17 protein-coding genes and 1 pseudogene are annotated in these 19,582 nt (G+C 72.1%); 10 read left to right on the forward strand and 8 right to left on the reverse strand.

All coding sequences use genetic code 11. The annotated features are described in order from the left end of the window. Positions 1-101 precede the first annotated feature (101 nt). The 4 genes from DEI94_RS10510 to ptsP form a co-directional block, all read right to left on the reverse strand. A complete protein-coding gene (locus tag DEI94_RS10510) occupies positions 102-1,253 on the reverse strand; it encodes a mannitol-1-phosphate 5-dehydrogenase (protein ID WP_111026209.1) in 1,152 nt (383 codons plus the stop codon). Continuing rightward, positions 1,250-1,687, reverse strand: coding sequence for a PTS mannitol transporter subunit IIA (locus DEI94_RS10515; RefSeq protein ID WP_111026210.1), 438 nt, complete (start codon positions 1,685-1,687; stop codon positions 1,250-1,252). Before DEI94_RS10515 ends, DEI94_RS10510 begins: the two co-directional genes overlap by 4 nt. A gap of 88 nt (positions 1,688-1,775) precedes the next feature. Then, positions 1,776-3,335 (reverse strand): PTS mannitol transporter subunit IIBC, encoded by a 1,560-nt coding sequence (locus tag DEI94_RS10520; RefSeq protein WP_181435169.1) that lies wholly within the window; start codon positions 3,333-3,335, stop codon positions 1,776-1,778. A 58-nt stretch (positions 3,336-3,393) separates the two neighbouring features. Then, on the reverse strand, positions 3,394-5,049 hold the full coding sequence (gene ptsP / locus DEI94_RS10525; RefSeq protein WP_111026211.1) for a phosphoenolpyruvate--protein phosphotransferase: 1,656 nt from the start codon (positions 5,047-5,049) through the stop codon (positions 3,394-3,396). Positions 5,050-5,276: 227 nt separating this feature from the next. Here ptsP and DEI94_RS10530 point away from each other — a divergent pair, with 227 nt between their 5' ends. From DEI94_RS10530 to DEI94_RS10575, 10 genes and pseudogenes are all read left to right on the forward strand, one after another. Continuing rightward, positions 5,277-6,047 carry a DeoR/GlpR family DNA-binding transcription regulator gene (locus DEI94_RS10530; RefSeq protein ID WP_111026212.1) on the forward strand — a complete coding sequence of 257 codons (771 nt, stop codon included), beginning with the start codon at positions 5,277-5,279 and terminating at the stop codon, positions 6,045-6,047. A 97-nt stretch (positions 6,048-6,144) separates the two neighbouring features. Further along, positions 6,145-6,417 carry an HPr family phosphocarrier protein gene (locus DEI94_RS10535; protein ID WP_111009497.1) on the forward strand — a complete coding sequence of 91 codons (273 nt, stop codon included), beginning with the start codon at positions 6,145-6,147 and terminating at the stop codon, positions 6,415-6,417. A 129-nt stretch (positions 6,418-6,546) separates the two neighbouring features. Further along, positions 6,547-7,389, forward strand: coding sequence for an exodeoxyribonuclease III (locus DEI94_RS10540; RefSeq protein WP_111009496.1), 843 nt, complete (start codon positions 6,547-6,549; stop codon positions 7,387-7,389). A gap of 48 nt (positions 7,390-7,437) precedes the next feature. Next, entirely contained in the window at positions 7,438-8,445 is a 1,008-nt protein-coding gene (gene trpS / locus DEI94_RS10545) for a tryptophan--tRNA ligase (RefSeq protein WP_111026213.1), read from the forward strand. 16 nt (positions 8,446-8,461) lie between these two features. Next, positions 8,462-9,028: a GNAT family N-acetyltransferase gene (locus DEI94_RS10550; RefSeq protein ID WP_111009494.1), complete on the forward strand. Its 567-nt coding sequence runs from the start codon at positions 8,462-8,464 to the stop codon at positions 9,026-9,028. A gap of 88 nt (positions 9,029-9,116) precedes the next feature. Further along, the gene (gene ribD / locus DEI94_RS10555; RefSeq protein ID WP_111009624.1) at positions 9,117-10,115 is read left to right on the forward strand and encodes a bifunctional diaminohydroxyphosphoribosylaminopyrimidine deaminase/5-amino-6-(5-phosphoribosylamino)uracil reductase RibD; all 999 of its coding nucleotides are present in this window, start codon (positions 9,117-9,119) and stop codon (positions 10,113-10,115) included. Positions 10,116-10,144: 29 nt separating this feature from the next. Beyond that, a pseudogene (gene ribA, locus DEI94_RS10560) lies at positions 10,145-10,768 on the forward strand (GTP cyclohydrolase II); the annotation flags it as partial. A gap of 231 nt (positions 10,769-10,999) precedes the next feature. After that, the gene (locus DEI94_RS10565; RefSeq protein ID WP_111009492.1) at positions 11,000-12,427 is read left to right on the forward strand and encodes an MFS transporter; all 1,428 of its coding nucleotides are present in this window, start codon (positions 11,000-11,002) and stop codon (positions 12,425-12,427) included. Between the two features lie 145 nt (positions 12,428-12,572). Beyond that, positions 12,573-12,788, forward strand: coding sequence for a helix-turn-helix domain-containing protein (locus DEI94_RS10570; protein ID WP_111009491.1), 216 nt, complete (start codon positions 12,573-12,575; stop codon positions 12,786-12,788). A gap of 49 nt (positions 12,789-12,837) precedes the next feature. After that, the gene (locus DEI94_RS10575) at positions 12,838-14,757 is read left to right on the forward strand and encodes an ABC transporter ATP-binding protein (RefSeq protein WP_111026214.1); all 1,920 of its coding nucleotides are present in this window, start codon (positions 12,838-12,840) and stop codon (positions 14,755-14,757) included. A 15-nt stretch (positions 14,758-14,772) separates the two neighbouring features. On the opposite strand, the gene DEI94_RS10580 is transcribed toward DEI94_RS10575, so the two are convergent. From DEI94_RS10580 to DEI94_RS10595, 4 genes are read right to left on the reverse strand one after another with little or no spacing between them, the layout of a single operon-like run. Next, positions 14,773-16,308, reverse strand: a complete 1,536-nt coding sequence (locus DEI94_RS10580; RefSeq protein WP_111026215.1) for an NAD-dependent succinate-semialdehyde dehydrogenase — start codon at positions 16,306-16,308, stop codon at positions 14,773-14,775. Positions 16,309-16,329: 21 nt separating this feature from the next. After that, positions 16,330-16,947, reverse strand: a complete 618-nt coding sequence (locus tag DEI94_RS10585; RefSeq protein WP_111009488.1) for an isochorismatase family protein — start codon at positions 16,945-16,947, stop codon at positions 16,330-16,332. Positions 16,948-16,989: 42 nt separating this feature from the next. Further along, entirely contained in the window at positions 16,990-18,516 is a 1,527-nt protein-coding gene (gene dacB / locus DEI94_RS10590; RefSeq protein ID WP_258372174.1) for a D-alanyl-D-alanine carboxypeptidase/D-alanyl-D-alanine endopeptidase, read from the reverse strand. An 11-nt stretch (positions 18,517-18,527) separates the two neighbouring features. After that, a complete protein-coding gene (locus tag DEI94_RS10595; RefSeq protein ID WP_111026216.1) occupies positions 18,528-19,547 on the reverse strand; it encodes a Gfo/Idh/MocA family protein in 1,020 nt (339 codons plus the stop codon). Positions 19,548-19,582: the final 35 nt, after the last annotated feature.

The following is a 19,582-nucleotide window of genomic DNA, read 5'->3' on the forward strand; positions in this document are numbered from 1 at the left end:
GCGCTTGGCGCAGACGACACGACGGCCGCCGGCCCGGGAGGGACGGCGGCCGTCGAGCTGGCCCGGTGCGGGCCTGCGTCGGTGCGGGATGCGGCTCCGCGTCAGGCGCGGACCGCGGCCACGCGGTCGATGAACGGTGCGAGGAACGGGTGTCCGGCCTCCAGACCGGTGATCTGCTGCGCGACGTCCGTGTCCGAGGCATCCGATCGGAGCAGGGCCTGGAGTTCGACGCTCTGCTCGTCGTCCGGGACGTCGAAGCGGAGCGCGGCGCCCATGGCGTCGAGCAGCGCGGTCGGCTCGACGCCCTCCTCGGCGAGGGCAGCCCCGGGCGACACGAAGCGCTCGTCGCGCGAGAGCTTGCGGAGCGGCTGCCGCCCGACCCGCGTCACCGTGTCGGGCAGGTGCGGGTTCTCGAAGCGGGCGATGATGGCCGTCACGTAGGCGCGGTGCACCTCGGGGTCGAGCTCGTGCCGACGGACGAGCAGGTCGCTCGTCTCGCCGAGCACGGACTCGAGGGCCGACCGGACCGCGGGGATCGCGATCGCGTCCGAGATCTTGTCCGCACCGGCGAGGTACCCGTGGTAGGCCACGGTCGCGTGCCCGGTGTTGACGGTGAAGAGCTTCCGCTCGATCGACGCGGCGAGCCCGTCGACGTAGTGCGCTCCGGGGATCGTGGGCTCCGTGCCGGGGAACGGCGTGCGGTCGATCGCCCACTCGAAGTAGGTCTCGACGGTGACGTCGAGGCCCGCGTCGGCCGGCTGTGCCGGGACGATACGGTCGACGGCGGTGTTCGCGAACACCGCCTTGGCGAGCGCCGCGTCCCGCTCGCCCTCGGGCAGTGCGTCGACGATGAACTCGCGGAGGCGGTCGGTCGCGTTGATCGCGTTCTCGCACGCCATCACGGCGAGCGGCGCTGTCCCCGGGTCGCGCTCGACGAGGCCGCGCGCGATGACCGGGGCGATGAACCGGAGCACGGTGGGCCCGACGGCGCACGTGACGACGTCGGCCGCGGCCACCTCGGCGACCACGCCGGCCTCGTCCTGAGCGCTGTTCACCGCGCGGAAGCCCGTCACGACGTGGTCCTGCGCACCGGCGCCGACCTCGTGCACCGTGTACGAGTCGGCGGCCGCGAGTGCGTCGATGAGCGGCGCGGCGACGTCGGCGAAGACGACCTCGTACCCGGCCTCGTGGAGCAGGAGCCCGACGAAGCCGCGCCCGATGTTGCCGGCACCGAAGTGGACGGCGACGCTCACTCGTTCACCTCGCCGAGGATCGCCATGATCGCCCCGGCGTCGGGTGCCTCGGTGAGCGCCTGCACCTGGTCCTCGTCGGAGAACACGATCGCGATCTTCGACAGGATGTCGAGGTGCTCGTTGTTGACGCCGGCGATGCCGACGACGAATCGCACCTCGTTGCCGTCCCAGTCGATGGGCGACGCGTAGCGGATGAACGACAGCGCGGACGTCTTGATGGCGTCCTTCGCCTCGTTCGTGCCGTGCGGGATCGCCAGGAAGTTGCCCATGTAGGTGGACACGCTCTTCTCGCGCTCGAGCATGGCGGGATAGTAGTCCCCCGTGACCGCACCGGCGGCCTCGAGGATGTCAGCCGCCTCCTTCATCGCCTCCGTCTTGGTCGGAGCGGTGTCCGCGGTGTGGATCCGGATCTGGCTCTCCTGCAGGACGGGCATCGGTGGTTCTCCTTGTTCGTGGCTGTGGGGCGGGGGAACACGTCGTCCGCGTTCCCCCGCCCCGTGGGTGTGGTGCCGTGTGGTGCGGTTACTGCTGCTTCAGCTGGTCGACGACCTGGTCGTACTGGGGCGCGTTCATGAAGTTACCGACCGACACGTGCTGCGCGTTCGGGTTCTTCTGCTTCGCCCGGTCGGTGAGCTCCTCCTGGGTGATGATGAGGTCCTCGTCACCCGAGAGGTTCGCGATCGCCTTGTTGACGACCGTGACGCCCTCGATACCGGCCTTCTTGATCTTGTTCCGCAGGACGCTCGCGCCCATGGCACTCGAGCCCATGCCGGCGTCGCAGGCGAACACGACGTTCTGGACGCGCGTGGCGGTGGTGGTGCCCGTCGCGGACCCGACGCCGCCGAAGGACGACTCGGTCTCCTCCTCGTTCGCCGGGGCGTTCGAGCCGAAGATGCCCGCGGTCGCCGCGTTGACGTCGCGGCCCTTGTTCGCCTGCATGCGGGCGAGGGCGTCGCTCATGTCGCCACCACCGGCGGCCAGGTCCCGCTTGCGGGTCGAGATGAGGAAGAAGGACGCGACGGCGCCGGACACGAGCGCCGACAGGACGACGGAGAGGATGACGCCGACGTAGCTGTCCCGCGAGGTGTTGAAGAGCACCGCCAGGATCGAACCGGGCGAGGCCGGGGCGACGAGACCGGACCCGAACGTGACGTTCGTGGCGACACCGGTCGCACCACCGAGGATGACGGCGATGAACAGGATCGGCTTCTGCAGCACGTACGGGAAGTAGATCTCGTGGATGCCACCGAAGAACTGGATGAGGATCGCGCCGGGAGCCGTCGACCGCGCGACGCCGACACCGAAGAAGGTGAAGGCGAGGAGGATGCCGAGACCGGGGCCGGGGTTCGCCTCGAGGAGGAACAGGATCGACTTGCCGGACTGCTGGACCTGCTGCGCGCCGAGCTGGTCGAGCACGCCGTGGTTGATCGCGTTGTTGAGGAAGAAGACCTTCGCCGGCTCGATGATGACGCTCGCGAGCGGCAGCAGGTGCGCGTGCACCAGCCACTCGACGGCGGCACCGAGGCCGTCCGCGATGCGGAGGAAGATCCAGGACAGCCAGAAGAAGCCGACCATGAACAACCCGAAGCCGAGGATGCCGGCCGCGTAGTTGTTCACGAGCATCTCGAAGCCCGGCTTGATCTTGCCGTCCCAGATGCGGTCCACCTGCTTGATGAGGTACGCGCCGAGCGGGCCGCAGATCATCGCGCCGAGGATCATCGTCGTGCCCGACGCGCCGAGGATGACGCCCATGGTGAAGATCGAGCCGACGACCGCACCGCGGATGTCGTAGACCATCCGGCCACCCTGGATCGCGATCGCGAGCGGGATGAGGTAGGTGAGGATCGGGCCGACTACGCCGACGTTCGCGACGCCGTGCGTGGTGCCGAAGCCGCCGAGGACGCCGACGGGAGTCCAGCCGGTCTGGATGAAGAAGGCGGTGATGATGCCCCACGCGATGAAGATCGCGATGTTCGGCATCACCATGCCGGAGAGGAAGGCGCCGAACTTCTGGACGGCGACCCGACCGCCGCCCCGCTTCTGTGCGGGGGCGCCGGTCGCTGCGACGGACGTCGTTGTCATGTGCGTTCTTTCTGGTGTGGGTTCGTGGGAACGGATCGGAGGGAACGGGACGGGGAGGTCAGGCGACGTGCGCCGACGTCGCAGCGGCACGTGCGGCCGCGGCGGACGGGGCGGCGAGCGCGGCCCGGGCCATCTCGCGCGCCTGCTCGAGGGTGTGCTGGCCGAGTTCGGCGCGCACGTCCGCGAGGGCGGCGGGGGTCATGGAGAGCGTGGTGGCGCCGAGACCGACGAGGACGACGGCGAGCAGCGGGTCGGCCGCGGCCTCGCCGCAGATCCCCACGGCCTTGCCCGCGTCGCGCCCGGCAGCACCGAGCTGGGCGACGAGGCGCAACACCGCGGGGTGCCACGGGTCCTGGTAGGAGGCGACGGACCCGAGCAGCCGGTCCGCGGCGAGCGTGTACTGCGTCAGGTCGTTCGTGCCGACGGAGACGAAGTCCGCCTGCTGGAACACCTGCTCGGCGAGGAGCGCGAGCGACGGCACCTCGGCCATGACACCCGCGGTCCGGACACCGAGCTCGCGGGCCAGGGACACGAAGTACGCGGTCTCCTCGGCGTCCGCCACCATCGGCGCCATCACCCAGAGGTCGGCCTCGGTCTCGGCGTCGGCCTGGACGAGCGCGGTGAGCTGGTCACGGAGGACCGCCTCGTGGTGTCGCAGCGCCCGGAGGCCACGGCGACCGAGCGCGGGGTTCTCCTCGTCCTGATCGGTCAGGAACGACAGCGGCTTGTCCGCCCCCGCGTCGAGCGCGCGGACGACGACCTTCTTGCCGGGGAACACGGACAGCAGCTGCACGTAGGCCTGACGCTGCGCCTCCACGGTCGGTGCGGTCGGCGAGTCGAGGAACAGGAACTCGGTGCGGAACAGGCCGACGCCCTCGGCGCCGAGCGCGACGGCGCCCGCGGCATCGGCGGGGTTGCCGAGGTTCGCCAGGAGCGGCACGAGCGTGCCGTCGGCGAGCGCGCCGGGGGTGACCGGTCGGTCGGCCGCGGCGAGACGCTCGGCGATCCGGGCCTCCGTCGCGGTGACGAGGTCGGGATCGGGGTCGGTGACGACCACGCCGGCAGCGGCGTCGACGACGACCGTCTGGCCGTCGACGAGGTCCGCGGCGCCCTCGACGCCGACGATCGCCGTGATGCCCTTCGCCCGGGCGAGGATCGCGGTGTGCGAGGTGGGGCCGCCGTCGCTCGTGACGAGCGCGAGCACCTTGTCGAGGTCGAGCAGGGCGGTGTCCGCCGGGGCGAGGTCGCGCGCGACCAGGACGAACGGGGTGTCCGAGTCGGGCACGCCCGGTGCGGGCACCCCACGGAGCTTCGCGATGATGCGCTGGGACACGTCGCCGAGGTCGGCCGCCCGCTCCCCCATGTAGCCGCCCATCGCGGCGAGGATGTCCTGGAACGCGGCGAACGCGTCGTGCACGGCGCGCTCCGCGTTCGCGCCACCGCTGATCCGGGTGTGGACGTCGTCGAGCAGCGTCGGGTCCTGCGCCATGAGCGCCTGGGCCTCGAGCACGGCCTGGGCGTCGCCACCGGCGAGCGCGCCGCGCTTCGTCAGGTCGTCGGCGACCGCGGCCACGGCCTCGTGCACGGCGGCGTCCGCGGCCTCGACCGGACCGTCGAGCGGTGCCGACGACGGAGCGCCGAGGGGCTCGGGCATGCGCAGCACGGGTCCGAGCGCGACGCCGCGGCCCACCCCGGTTCCGGGCAGTTCGGACATTCGAGACTCCTTCATCTCATCGCGCAGATCAGGCGGTGCGGTGGGGCTGGACGACGGCGCACGGGCGGCGCGCTGCGACGACCATACATCGATTCCGATTGACAAACAAACAAATCCGGGGATAAAAATGCAGAAACAGATGCCCGTTTGCGTCTGACTCCCCCCGCCCCGGCCACTCGGGCCCCGGGGACGTCGGTCGATGCCCGTTTCGCCCACTCCGAGGTCCGATGTACGCACCAGAACGTCACCAGCGCATCGTCGAGCAGGCGCGCGCGCAGGGGCGGGTCGACGTCAAGGACCTCGCTGAACTCCTCGCGGTCACGCCCGAGACGATCCGCCGCGACCTCACGAGCCTCGAACGGCGCGGCCTCGTCCGGCGCGCGCACGGCGGCGCGATCCCGGTCGAGCGGATCACGATCCACGCGGGCGTGGGCGACCGCGGCGGCATCAACACGGCCGAGAAGATGGTGATCGCCGAGGCCGCGCTCGACGAACTGCCCGAGGGCGGCTCGATCATCATCGACGCGGGCACCTCGACCATCTGCCTCGCCGAGATGCTGCCGACCGACCGCGGGCTCACCGTCGTGACGCACTCGCTGCCGGTGGCGATGGCGGTCGCCACCCGGCCCGGGATCGACCTGCACTTCCTCGGCGGGAACATCCGGAGCGACTCCCTCGCGGGCGTCGGCACGTGGACCCACCAGCTCGTCGGCATGGTGAGCGTCGACGTCGCCTTCCTCAGCATCAACGGCATCACACCCGAGCGGGGCCTGACGACGCACAACATGGCGGAGGCCGCCGTGAAGACCGCACTCATCAAGGCCGCGCGGCGGAGCATCCTGCTCGCCGACCACTCGAAGTTCGGCCGCGAGGAGTTCGGGCGCGTGGCACCGCTCGCCGCGATCGACACGATCATCACCGACCCCGCGGTCAACCTCGACCTCGTGCGCGAGGTCGAGGCCGCCGGCACCGAGGTCTTCTGGCCCGGACGGGACTGACCCGTCGGGCGCGACCGTCCACGGCCACACCGGCCGCGCTCGCTACCATGAGGGCGCATCCACTCGGACCATGCGTCCGATCGAGACAGGAGTTCCGATGTCCGAAGCCACCCGCACCGTCACCGTCGCCAGCGGATCGGGGCTGCACGCGCGGCCCGCTTCGCTGTTCGTGCAGAACGTCACGGCGTCCGGTCACCAGGTCACGATCGCCAAGGGCGACAAGTCGGCCAACGCGGGCAGCATCCTCGGTCTCCTCGGGCTCGGCGTCGAGAACGGCGACGAGGTCACGCTCACGGTCACGGGCGACGACGCCGACGCGACCGCCGACGCACTCGTGACCTTCCTGCAGACCGACCACGACGCGGCCTGACCGCGGCCGCGCCGGCCGCGTCGCGCCACCCGCCGGCCGGGAGGCCCGTGGTGGCGCCGCCACGGACCTCCCGGCAGGGGCGCACGTCCGGGACGGGCCCCGTCGGAGGCCGCCGCTAGGGTTGGACGCATGACCCGCCTGCGTCTCGCGACCGTCAACGTCAACGGCATCCGCGCCGCGTTCCGCAAGGGCATGGGCGACTGGCTGCAGGGGCGGGACGTCGACGTGCTCGCCCTGCAAGAGGTCCGTGCGTCCACCGACGACCTCCAGGAGCTCCTCGGTGAGGACTGGAACGTCGTGCACGACCCCGCGACGGCGAAGGGCCGCGCGGGCGTGGCGATCGCCTCGCGCGACCGGGCCCGGATCCACCGTGTCGAGCTCGGCCCGGACGACTTCGACTCGGCGGGCCGGTGGCTCGAGGCCGACTACGAGGTCGGCGACGCGGTCGTCACGGTGGTGAGCACCTACGTGCACTCCGGCGAGGCCGACACCCCCAAGCAGGACGAGAAGTGGCGCTTCCTCGACGCGATGGAGCAGCGCCTCCCGGCCCTGCAGCGGCACAACGAGCTCGCGGTCGTCGTCGGCGACCTCAACGTCGGGCACGACGAGCGCGACATCAAGAACTGGAAGGGCAACGTGAAGCGGGCCGGCTTCCTGCCCCGCGAGCGCGCCTACTTCGACCGCTTCCTCGGCGCCGCCGGCGAGCAGGTGGACTGCGTCGACGGCACCACCGGCACCGGGCTCGGATGGGTCGACGTCGGACGGGAGCAGGCCGGCGACGTCCCCGGCCCCTACACGTGGTGGTCGTGGCGCGGCCAGGCGTTCGACAACGACTCCGGTTGGCGCATCGACTACCAGATGGCGACGCCCGCGCTCGCGGCGAAGGTCACGGCGTACGCGGTGGACCGCGCGGCCGCGTACGACCAGCGATGGTCCGACCACACCCCCGTGGTCGTCGACTACGAGGTCTGACCCCCGACTCCCCGGCCCCTCGGCCGCCCACGCAAGGACACCTGCACCATGACGAAGACCCGCTTGTTCTCCGGCATCCAGCCGTCCGCCGGATCGCTCCACCTCGGCAACTACATCGGCGCGCTCATGCAGTGGCGGGACCTGCAGACCACGTACGACGCCATCTACTGCGTCGTCGACATGCACGCGATCACCTCGCCGCAGGACCCGGCCGCCCTGCGCGAGAACACCCGTCGCACGGCCGCGCAGTACATCGCGGCCGGGATCGACCCCGAGCAGTCCACGCTGTTCGTGCAGTCGCACGTCCCCGCGCACGCCGAACTCGCCTGGGTGCTCAACACCATCACCGGCTTCGGTGAGGCGAGCCGGATGACCCAGTTCAAGGACAAGGCCGCACGGCAGGGCACCGAGTCGGCGTCCGTCGGCCTGTTCACGTACCCGATGCTCATGGCCGCCGACATCCTGCTCTACGGGTCCGCGATCGTGCCGGTCGGCGATGACCAGCGCCAGCACGTCGAGCTGACGCGGGACCTCGCGGGCCGCTTCAACTCGCGCTTCGGCGACACGTTCGTCGTGCCCGAGGCCCACATCCTGGCCGAGACCGCACGGATCTACGACCTGCAGACGCCGACGAGCAAGATGAGCAAGTCGGCGGCGACCGACGCGGGTCTCATCCAGTTGCTCGACGACCCGAAGCGCACCGCCAAGAAGATCCGATCGGCCGTCACGGACACCGAGCGCGACGTCCGCGCCGACCGCGAGCACAAGCCGGGCGTGACCAACCTGCTCACGATCCTGTCGGCGTTCACGCGGACCCCGGTCCCGGAGCTCGAGCAGGCCTTCGTGGGCAAGGGTTACGGCGATCTCAAGGGCTCCGTGGCGGACGCCGTCGTGGCCGAGCTCGAGCCGGTCCGCGCGCGGACCCTCGAGCTGCTCGACGACCCGGCCGAGCTCGACCGTCTCCTCGCCGTCGGGGCGGACCGGGCGGAGTCGATCGCCGAGACCACGCTCGCCACCGTCTACGACCGCATCGGCTTCGTGCCGCGGCACCGCTGACCCGTCCCCGCCGGACGTGCTCCCCGTCACGCTGCGGTCCCCCGTCGCCCGCCTCGACATGCCGACGCGGGCGGACGCACCCGCGATCACCGAGGCATGCCAGGACGCCGAGATCGCGCGCTGGACGACGATCCCGATGCCGTACGGGCCGCGTGACGCCCATGCCTTCGTCGACGCCCTGGTCGGCCCGGGCTGGGCGTCCGACCGCGAGTACACGTGGGCGATCCGCCGGCCGTCGAGCACGTGGCTCGAGGGCGTCGTGGCGTTCCGGCCCGCGCACCGCGACATCGGCTTCTGGCTCGCGCCCTCGGCGCGCGGGCACGGGCTCATGGCCGAGGCCGTGCGGCTCGTGACCGGGTGGGCGTTCGAGCAGGGCCACGAGGACGTGTACTGGGAGTGCTTCGTCGGTAACCGGGCGTCGGCCGCGGTGGCGCGACGGGCGGGGTTCGCCTACACCGGAACCGGTCCCGGGCTCATCCCCGGCCGTGACGGCACCCCCGTGACCTGCTGGAAGGGACTGCTCCGAGCGGACGGCCGATCGGCCTCGGACCTGCCATGGCCCGCGGCCGCGCTCGACGCCTGACGCCCGGCCGCCAGCCGGGAGCCTCGCTATGCTCGACCGGGTGAGCACCGCGCCCTCCGGACCCGTCTCCCCGGCCGAGGAGCGGGCCATGCGCCGCGCGCTCGAACTCGCGGCCGAGGGCCCGCGCGTCGGCGACCACGCGCGCGTCGGCGCCGTCGTCCTGGCGCCGGACGGCTCCGTGCTCGCCGAGGGACACCACCGTGGTGCGGGCACGCCCCACGCCGAGGTCGACGCACTGTCGGCGCTCCCGCCGGGCGCGGCCCGTGGTGCGACGATGGTGGTCACGCTCGAGCCGTGCGACCACGTCGGCCGCACCGGACCGTGCTCGGTCGCTCTGCTCGACGCCGGGGTGACCCGCGTCGTGTACGCGATCGACGACCCGGGCGAGCACGCGCACGGCGGTGCCGCGCGCCTCCGCGCCGCGGGCGTCGACGTCGTGTCCGGGCTCCTCGCGGACGAGGCCGAGTCGTTCCTCGAGCGCTGGCTGCTCTCGGTCCGACTCGGCCGGCCCTGGGTGACGGTGAAGTGGGCCATGAGCCTCGACGGCCGAGCCGCGGCGGCGGACGGCTCGAGCAAGTGGATCACCGGGGCGGCCGCGCGGCAGCACGTCCACGAGCAGCGTGCGGACCACGATGCGCTGCTCGTCGGTACCGGTACCGTGCTCGCCGACGATCCGAGCCTCACCGCGCGGGGCGACGCGGGCGAGCTCATGCCGGTGCAGCCCCTGCCCGTCGTGGTCGGTGACCGCGCGGTGCCGGACGACGCCGCACTGCGTCGCCATCCCCGCGGCTTCCGCGCGGTTCCGGGCCACGACCTCGAGGCAGTGCTGCGCTCCCTCCGCCCCCTCGGGGTGCACACCGTCTTCGCGGAGGGCGGTCCGACGGTCGCGAGCGCCCTCATCCGGCACGGCCTCGCCGACGAACTGCTGGTGTACACGGCGCCGGTCCTGCTCGGCGGTCCACGGACGGCCCTCGACGACCTCGGCGTGGGAAGCATGGACGACCGCCTGCGGTTGACCATCGCATCGTCCACGGAACTCGGCCCGGACCTGCTGTTCCGGGCCCGCATCGACCGGAGCACCACATGAGCGACGCGCTGACCTCCCCCACACCGGGCAGTCCCGTGCGGTTCGAGGTCGCCACCACCGTCCCGACCGTCCACGGCCGGTTCGAGATGCGCGCGTACCGGGACCTCGTGACCGGGGCAGACCACGTCGCCGTCATCGCGCGCGACCGCACCGGGAACGCCCCGGCCGACGGAGCGCTCGTTCGGGTGCACTCGGAGTGCCTGACCGGCGAGGCCTTCGGGTCGCTCAAGTGCGAGTGCGGCCCGCAGCTCGACGCCGCGCTCGACACCATCGCCGCCGAGGGCGGGGTCGTCGTCTACCTGCGGGGGCAGGAGGGCCGGGGCATCGGGCTCATCGACAAGCTCCGCGCCTACCGGCTGCAGGAGGACGGGCTCGACACGCTCGACGCGAACCTCGCGCTCGGCCTGCCCGCGGACGCGCGTGAGTACGGCGGGGCCGCGGGGATCCTCACGGACCTCGGGATCACCCACATCCGGCTGCTGTCGAACAACCCCGAGAAGCGCCGGCAGCTCGAGGAGCACGGGATCGTCGTCGACGAGCTCGTGCCGCTCGTGGTCGGAGTCTCGGCCGAGAACGCCGGCTACCTCGACACGAAGCGCGACCGGATGGGACACGCCCTCCCCGCGCATCTCGAGGCGGACCTCCCCGGCTGATCGGTCGGGCGGCGGAGCCCATCCGGCGCCGCGGCGTTGGTATCCCACGCTCTGGGCGGATTCGCAGGTTCGACGACGAGCACGTAGACTGTGTGGACCGTCACGAGCGGTACCTCGACGAACGCATCCGACCGGTGTCCGCGCCCACCTGCGCGAACCGGTCGTCGACCCGACGTTCGTGTCCGCACCGCACCCGTCCCGGGTGCTCCCCTCGGAGTCCGACGCGCAACCATGTCCGCACCCGCTCCGGCGACGTCCGTCGCCGCACCCACCACCAACCCGCGCTCCCGCGTGGTGATCGCCAGCCTCGTCGGCACGTCGATCGAGTTCTACGACTTCTACGTCTACGCGACGGCCGCGGTCCTCGTGTTCCCCAGCCTGTTCTTCCCGAACGAGAGCGCGGTCGCCTCGCAGCTGTCGTCGTTCGTGACGTTCGCGCTGGCGTTCTTCGCACGCCCGGTCGGATCGATCATCTTCGGCCACTTCGGTGACCGCATCGGCCGGAAGACCACGCTGGTCGCCTCCCTCCTCGTGATGGGGAGCGCGACGTTCCTCATCGGCGTCCTGCCGACGTTCGCGCAGATCGGTGTCTGGGCGCCGGTCCTCCTCGCCGTCATGCGGTTCTGCCAGGGCGTCGGCCTCGGGGGCGAGTGGAGCGGGGCGGCGCTCCTGGCGACCGAGAACGCGCCGTCCGGCCGCCGGGGCGTCTTCGGGTCGCTCCCCCAGCTCGGCGCGCCGATCGGGTTCCTCATCGCCAACGGCGTCTTCATCGTGCTCAACGCGCTCATGCCGGCCGCGGCGGGACAGGCGGCATCGCCCGCGTTCCAGTCCTTCGGCTGGCGGATCCCGTTCCTCCTCAGCGCCGTGCTCGTGGTGATCGGACTCTACGTCCGGTTCAAGCTCATCGAGTCGCCGGTGTTCACGGGGGTCGTGGAATCGGGCGCGGTCGCCAAGGTGCCGCTCGGCCGTGTGTTCCGCACGTCCTGGCGTGCGGTCGTCGTCGGGACGTTCGGGATGGTCGCGACGTACGTGCTGTTCTACTTCATGACGACGTTCACGCTGACGTACGGCACGGCGCCGTCCACCGTGACCGCCGGTGCGAAGATCGGGCTCGGGTACCCGCGGGGCGAGTTCCTCGGCCTCCTCATGATCGGCGTCGTCTTCTTCGGGATCTTCACGCCGATCGCCGGCATGCTCGCGGACCGCTTCGGGCGCCGCCCGACGCTCATCCTGACGACGATCGGTATCGTGCTGTTCGGCCTGACGTTCCAGTTCTGGTTCGCGTCCGCGCACGGGCCGCTCGGCACGGTGACGTTCCTCGTCGTCGGACTCTCGCTCATGGGCCTGACGTTCGGTCCGATGGGTGCGCTCCTGCCCGAGCTGTTCCCCGCGAACGTCCGGTACACGGGCTCGGCCGTCGCCTACAACGTCGCGAGCATCCTCGGCGCCTCACTCGCCCCGACCGTCGCGATCGCCCTGTGGAGCGCCAAGGGGAACATCTTCCTCGTCGGGCTCTACCTGACGGGAGCGGCGGTGGTCACGCTCGTCGCGCTGTTCTTCGTCCGCGAGACCCGCGGGAGCGACTTCGACCGCACGGACGGCACCGTCGGCGCCGGCACGACAGAGGGGACCACCAGCGCGGGGAGCCTCGCTCCCTGACGCGGGCCACCGCCAGCACGACGGGCGCTCGCCGACCGACCGGGAGGACCGGCACCGGTCGACGGGCGCCCGTCGCCGTGGCGCGGACGGGCGCCTCCGTCAACGCGGGTTGACATGCTGCGAGTGTCAATGTAGGTTGACACCCATGGACAGCGGCACGATCACCGCGCTCGCGGCCGACGCCGGCGACGACGACCCGTTCACGGCCCTCGGTGCCGTGCGGGACCTCCGTCGCGAGGTCGACCGGGTCGAGGCGATCGCCGCCCGTCGCGCACGCAACGCCGGAGCCTCGTGGCAGGAGATCGCCACGCTCCTCGGCGTGAGCCGTCAGGCCGTGCACAAGAAGTACGGCCGCTGCTGACGCGACCTCCGTCACGGGCATGCGCCCGGCACCATCCGAGAAGGAACCGATGAGCAATCCCCTGGCCCGACGCGGCCGCAAGCAGCCGGACGGACCCCGCGCGACCTTCCGTTCGCTGCTCCCGTACCTGTTCGAGAACCGCCCGGTGATGGTGTTCATCGTCGTGCTCAGCGTGCTCGGCTCGGCTGCGTCGCTCGCACAGCCCCTGCTCGTGAACCAGGTGATCCAGGCCGTCGAGGCGGGGCACACCCTGACCCTGCTCGTCGTCGCGCTCGCGGCGATGGTCGTCGTCGCGGGGCTCATCAACGGTTTCCAGCACTTCATGCTCCAGCGGGCGGGCGAGGGCGTCGTGCTGTCGAGCCGGCGGCGCCTCGTCGCGCGGATCCTGTCCCTCCCGATCTCCGAGTTCGACGTCCGCCGCACGGGTGACCTCGTGTCCCGCGTCGGCAGCGACACGACGCTCCTCCGCGCGGTCCTGACCCAGGGACTCGTCGAAGCGATCGGGGGCGCCCTGACCTTCATCGGCGCCGTCGTGGGCATGGCGATCATCGACCCGCTCCTGCTCGGACTCACCGCCATCGTGATCGCCGTCTCGATCGTCGTCGTCGGCGTGCTGTCGCGCCGGATCCGCGCCGCGAGCAAGGCCGCGCAGGAGAAGGTGGGCGACCTGACGGCCGCGGTGGAGCGCGGCATCAGCGCCGTCCGCACGATCCGAGCCGCGGGTGCCACCGAACGCGAGGTCACGGAGATCGACGGCCACGCCTCGGAGGCCTACCGCCGCGGTCTGGACATCGCGCGGATGTCGGCGTTCGTCGTCCCGGTCGCGAGCATCGCCATGCAGCTCTCGTTCATCGTCGTGATCGGCGTCGGCGGAGGACAGGTCGCCGCGGGCAGCATCCAGGTCGCCACCCTCGTGACGTTCATCCTGCTGCTGTTCATGATGATCATGCCGCTCGGTCAGGCGTTCGGTGCGGCGGTCGCGGTCAATCAAGCCCTCGGGGCCCTCGGCCGCATCCAGGAGATCCTCGACCTGCCCACCGAGGACCAGGACGACCACGCCGCCCTCCCGGCCCCCGCGGTCGCCACGGACGACGCCATCACCTTCGAGCACGTGTCCTTCCACTACCGCGAGGCCGCCGTCCGCGCGGTGACGGAGGCGGACGGCACGGTCCCGGGAACCGCTGCCGCCGTGGCGGTCCCCGCGGTCGACGGGGCGGACGCGCGGGGCCTGCCGGGCGCGCGCACCGCCTCCCGGCCGGACGGCGACACGACCGGCACGGCCAGTGACCCGACCGTCCTGCACGACGTGTCGTTCGGCGTGCGGCGCGGCACGCGCGTCGCGCTCGTCGGGCCCTCCGGTGCCGGCAAGAGCACGACGCTCGCCCTCATCGAGCGCTTCTACGACCCGACCGACGGCGTCGTCCGGCTCGGCGGGATCGACGTCCGCGGGCTCGACCGTGCCGAGCTCCGCAGCCAGATCGGGTACGTCGAACAGGACGCCCCCGTGCTCGCGGGGACGATCCGGGCGAACCTGCTGCTCGGCAAGCCCGAGGCGACCGAAGCCGAGTGCGTGCGCGTCCTCGAGGCCGTCAACCTGTCCGACGTGCTCGAGCGCGACGAACGCGGGCTCGACGCCCAGGTCGGCGAGGACGGCGTCATGCTGTCCGGCGGCGAACGCCAGCGGCTCGCGATCGCCCGCGCGCTCCTCGCCGCACCGCCGATCCTGCTGCTCGACGAGTCGACGTCGAGCCTCGACGGCATCAACGAGCAACGGATGCGGGCCGCGATCGACGCCGTGACCGAGGACCGCACGCTCCTCGTGATCGCGCACCGGCTCTCCACCGTCGTCGACTCGGACCACATCGTCGTGCTCGAGCAGGGACGCGTCGTCGGGCAGGGCACCCATTCGGAACTCGTGCAGACGACGCCGCTCTACCGGGACCTGGCGAAGCACCAGCTCCTGGTCTGAGGGGTTCCCGGGCGGTCAGGGCGCGGCGAACGGATCCGGCGTCAGGACGTACACGGTCTCGAGGTACTCCTCGAGACCGTCGTGGGCACCCTCACGCCCGAGCCCCGAGGCCTTGACACCACCGAACGGTGCCGCCGCGTTCGAGACGACACCCGTGTTCAGCCCGACCATGCCCGACTCGAGCCGCTCCGCCATGCGCTGGCCGCGCGCGAGGTCCTTCGTGAACACGTACGAGACGAGACCGTACTCGGTGTCGTTCGCCAGCCGGACGGCCTCGGCCTCGGTGTCGAACCGGGTGATCGCCACGACCGGCCCGAAGATCTCGGTCGACAGGATCGCGGACCCGGGCTGGACCGTGTCGAGCACCGTCGGGGCGTAGTAGGTCCCCGGACGGTCCACGCGCTCCCCGCCGAGCACGAGGGTCGCCCCGCGATCGACGGCGTCCGCGACGAGTCGCGCCGCCTTGTCGACCGAGCGCTCGTCGATGAGCGGCCCCATGGTCGTGCCGTCCTCGGTCCCGCGGCCGATGCGGAACCCGCGGACGCGGTCGGTGAGCGCCGCGACGAAGGCATCGGCGATCCCGGCCTGCACGAAGAAGCGGTTCGCCGCCGTGCAGGCCTCACCGACGTTGCGGAACTTCGCTGCCATCGCCGCGGACACGGCGGTCTCGAGGTCCGCGTCGTCGAACACCACGAGTGGCGCGTTGCCGCCGAGCTCCATGCTCGTCCGGAGCACGTTGTCCGCCGCCAGCTTGAGCAGTGCCGAGCCGACGGGCGTGGACCCGGTGAACGTGAGCTTCCGGAGTCGCGGATCGGCGATGAGCGGCCCCGACTGCGCCGGGGCGTCCGAGGTCGGCACGACACCGAGCACCCCGGCAGGCAGCCCGGCCTCGGCGAACAGCCGCGCGAGGTACAGGGTCGTCAGGGGTGTGAGGTCAGCGGGTTTGACGACGATCGTGCAGCCCGCCGCGAGCGCCGGCCCGATCTTCCGCGTCGCCATCGCCAGGGGGAAGTTCCACGGCGTGATCGCGTAGACCGGGCCGACCGGGCGCTTGAGGACGATCGCGCGACCCGTGCCCTCCGGGTTCGTGCCGTAGGAGCCACCGATGCGCACGGCCTCCTCGCTGAACCACCGGAGGAACTCGGCGCCGTACACGACCTCGCCGCGCGCCTCGGCCAGGGGTTTGCCCATCTCGAGCGACATCAGCCGCGCGAGGTCCTCGGCGTGCTCGTGCACCAGGTCGAACGTGCGACGGAGCACGTCGGAGCGCCCCCGGGGCGAGGTCGCGGCCCAGGCGTCCTGCGCGACCACCGCGGCGTCGAGGGCCGCCATCGCGTCCTCGGGGGTGGCATCGGCCACTGCGGCGATGACGGCGCCCGTCGACGGGTCGCGGACGTCGAAGGTCCGGCCGGACGACGAGGCACGCCATCCGCCCGCGATGAACAGGCCCGTCGGCACGTCCGTCACCCGGACGACGCCGTCGTCGATCGTGGTCGTGGGGGCGGTCGTGGCCGTGGTCGTGCGCGCGGTCGTGGCCGTGCCGTCGCTCATGCTCGTCTCCTCGGGGTCGCGTCAGATCTGGGCACCGTCGGTGCGCTCGAGTCCCTCCCCGACGTCGCTCCGACCGACGTGCCCACCGGCCGCGCGGATCTCGTCGAGCGCGGCCGCGCTCGGTCCGGACGCGACCCCGGCGATGAGGTCCTCGAACACGAAGACGTCGAGGCCGGCTCGGGCACCGTCGAGGGCGGTCGCTCGGACGCAGTGATCCGTCGCGATGCCGACGACGTCGAGCGCGTGCACCTTCCGGTCGTACAGCAGGTCGACGAGCCCCCGGCCCTGGTCGTCGACGCCCTCGAACGCGGAGTACGCCGGCTCCCCCATGCCCTTCCGCACGTGGATGTCGACCGGTGCGGTGTCGAGGTCCGGGTGGTACTCGGCCCCGAAGGTGTCCGCCACGCAGTGCACCGGCCACGTCGTGACGTAGTCCGGATCCCCCGACGCGAAGTGACCGCCGTTGTCGTCGTCGCCGTGGTGCCAGTCGCGCGAGGCGACGATGACGTCGTAGTCGCCCGCGTGTCGCCCGAGGAAGGTCGTGATGCGCGCGGCCGTCGCAGCACCCCCGTCCACACCGAGGGCGCCGCCCTCGGTGAAGTCGTTCTGGACGTCCACGATCACGAGCGCTCTGGTCATGCGTCCATCCTGTCCCCTGCCGCCGTCTGCGGCCGCACACGGTCAGGTGTTCGCGAGCTTGCCGCCGCATCGGTAGACCGCAGCGGTGATCGCGTCGAGCGCCGGCAACGCGGCGGCCCGCGACGACCCGAGCGCGTAGAACGCGAAGGTCAGCCGCGTGCCGTCCGCGGCGTCCATGTACCCGCCGAGTGTGTTCGCGGTGTCGATCCATCCCGTCTTGGCGTGCACCTTGCCGGCTGCGACCGCGTTCGCCCCCGTGAAGCGGCCGGCGAGCGTCCCGGTCCGACCGGCGATCGGCAGCGACTGCGCCAGCACGCCGAGGCCCTTCTGCCCGGCCGCAACCTGCACCATGAGCTTCGCGACGAGCGCTGGTGCGACGGCGTTCGAGGCGCTCTCGCCCGAGCCGTCCCTGATCGTGATCGCCGAGGCGTCGATGCCGTAGGTCGACAGGGCCGCGCGGTACACGCCGGTCAGCGATGCCGCTGAGCCGTTCGACCCCGACACCTTCGACGAGATCCGGGCGAGCATCTCGGCGAGCGTGTTGTCGGAGTTCGGGATCATCTGCCCGATCAGGGTCGACACCGGCTGCGACTGCACCTCGGCGATGGTCGTCGTGCCCGTGGTGGCACGCTTCGTGATCGTCGCCGACGCCGCACCGACCACGCCCGCGTTCGCCAGGGCGGTGCGGAACATCGCGCCAGCGCGGCCGACGGGATCGGTCGACCGGGGGGAGGTCGCGAGACCGGGACTGGCGCGGTCACCGTCCACCATGAGCGCGGTGATCTCCGGCTGGTAACCGATGGTCCGCTCGGTGACCGGCCACGTCGGGTCCCACGCGTCCGCGTCGTTCCAGTACGTGTCGTCGGTGACGATCGTCGTCACGGGCGTGCTGCCGAGCGTCGTCTTGACCTGTTGCGCCAACTGCGCGAGCGTCGGGGCCCCCGGGTAGACGGTGGCCCCGCCCGCCGAGAGGGTCGGGTCACCGTGGCCGACGATCGCGACGGTGCCGCCACCCTCGGAGACCACCGTGGTCGGGATGCGGTAGCCCGCTCCGAGGTCGGCGAGCGCCGTCGCGGTCGTGAGCGTCTTCATGACGCTCCCCGTCCGTGCGGGCGTGCCGCCGCTCCGGTCGAACAGGGTCTCGCCCGTCGCGGCGTCGACGACGACGCCCTCGAACTGACCGAGACCAGCGGCGGAGGCCGCCCCTGCGACCGAGCACGTCCCGATCGCCGTCGGACCGGCGGGGTCGGTCGGCACCGGTCGGGCGGCCACCGTCGGCGTCGGCGTCGGTGTCGCCGACCGCGTCGCCGGAGGCCCGGACCGGGAGGCGCCACTCGCCGCCGTCACGCCGGTCACGGGCCTCCCGGCGCCGGGTGTCGTCGCCGCCGCGATCGCGGCGGCGCCACCGGACCCGAGCACGAGGACCGCGACGAAGGCGCCGACCGCCCACGGCATCGGGCGTCGCGCGACCGCACCGCGGAGGCGCGTCAAGGCCGCGCGCCCACCGTGCGGGGCGTCGGCGGCGGGGACGTGGTCGGCGTGGTTCGGCGCGTCGAGGTCGTCGGACATCGCCGACGATTCTACGGGTGGGTCGGCTCCGCGCCAGTGTCGGTGGCGTCGTCCGTCTCGCCCGGGTAGCGCACGCCGACCTGCCGACGCGCCTCGTCCATGACCTCCATGATCGCGACGGTCTGCTCGATCGGCATCGGTCCGCCCTCGTGGTCACCCGACGCGATCATCTCCTCGAACGCCCGCGCCTCGTGGTGGTAGCCGACGCGGTCCTCACGCCCGTCGAACTCCTCGAGCACGTGGCCGTCCCGATCGCGCAGCCGGTAGGTCGTCGGGCCGATCCACGACGGGTCGAGGTCGATCCGCCCTTCGTCCCCGATGATCGACGCCGCGTTCGGGCTGCGCAGGTCGAGCGCGAAGTGCAGCACCGACTGCGCGCCGTCCGGGTGCCCGAGCACGAGCCCCATCTGCGTGTCCACGCCCTGATCGCTCAAGGACCCCACCGCCGCGACCGTCTCCGGCACGCCGAGCGCGTCGACCGCGAACGCCAGCGGGTAGACGCCGAGATCGAGCAGCGCACCGCCGGCCAGCGCCGGGTCGTTCAGCCGGTGCCGCGGGTCCGTCGGCAGGGCCTGGTGGTGCGTCGCCTCGACCAGACGAGGCCGTCCGATGCGACCCTCGTGCACGAGCTGGCGGATCCGGCTCGCCTGCGGCAGGAACCGCGTCCACATCGCCTCGACGACGAGGACCCCGGCGGCTCGTGCCGCGTCCACGACCCGTCGCGCCTCCGCCGCGTTCACCGTGAACGCCTTCTCCACCAGCACGTGCTTGCCCGCCTCGATCGCCCGCAGGGCGTCCTCGGCGTGTGCCGAGTGCGGGGTCGCGACGTACACCGCGTCGACGGTGTCGTCGGCGACCAGGGCGTCGTAGTCGCCGTGGGCGTGCTCGATGCCGTACTCGTCCGCGAACGCCTGCGCTCTGTCCCGCGTCCGCGACCCCACCGCGGTGAAGCGCACCCCGAGCGCGGCGCTGTCCTCCACGAAGGAGCGAGCGATGCCGCCCGTCCCGATCACGCCCCAGCGAACCGTCATGGTCCCTGTCTACCGGGACCGCGACGGACGTGTGC

Source organism: Curtobacterium sp. MCBD17_040 (assembly GCF_003234805.2).
In the GTDB taxonomy this organism is placed as follows: Bacteria; Actinomycetota; Actinomycetes; order Actinomycetales; family Microbacteriaceae; genus Curtobacterium.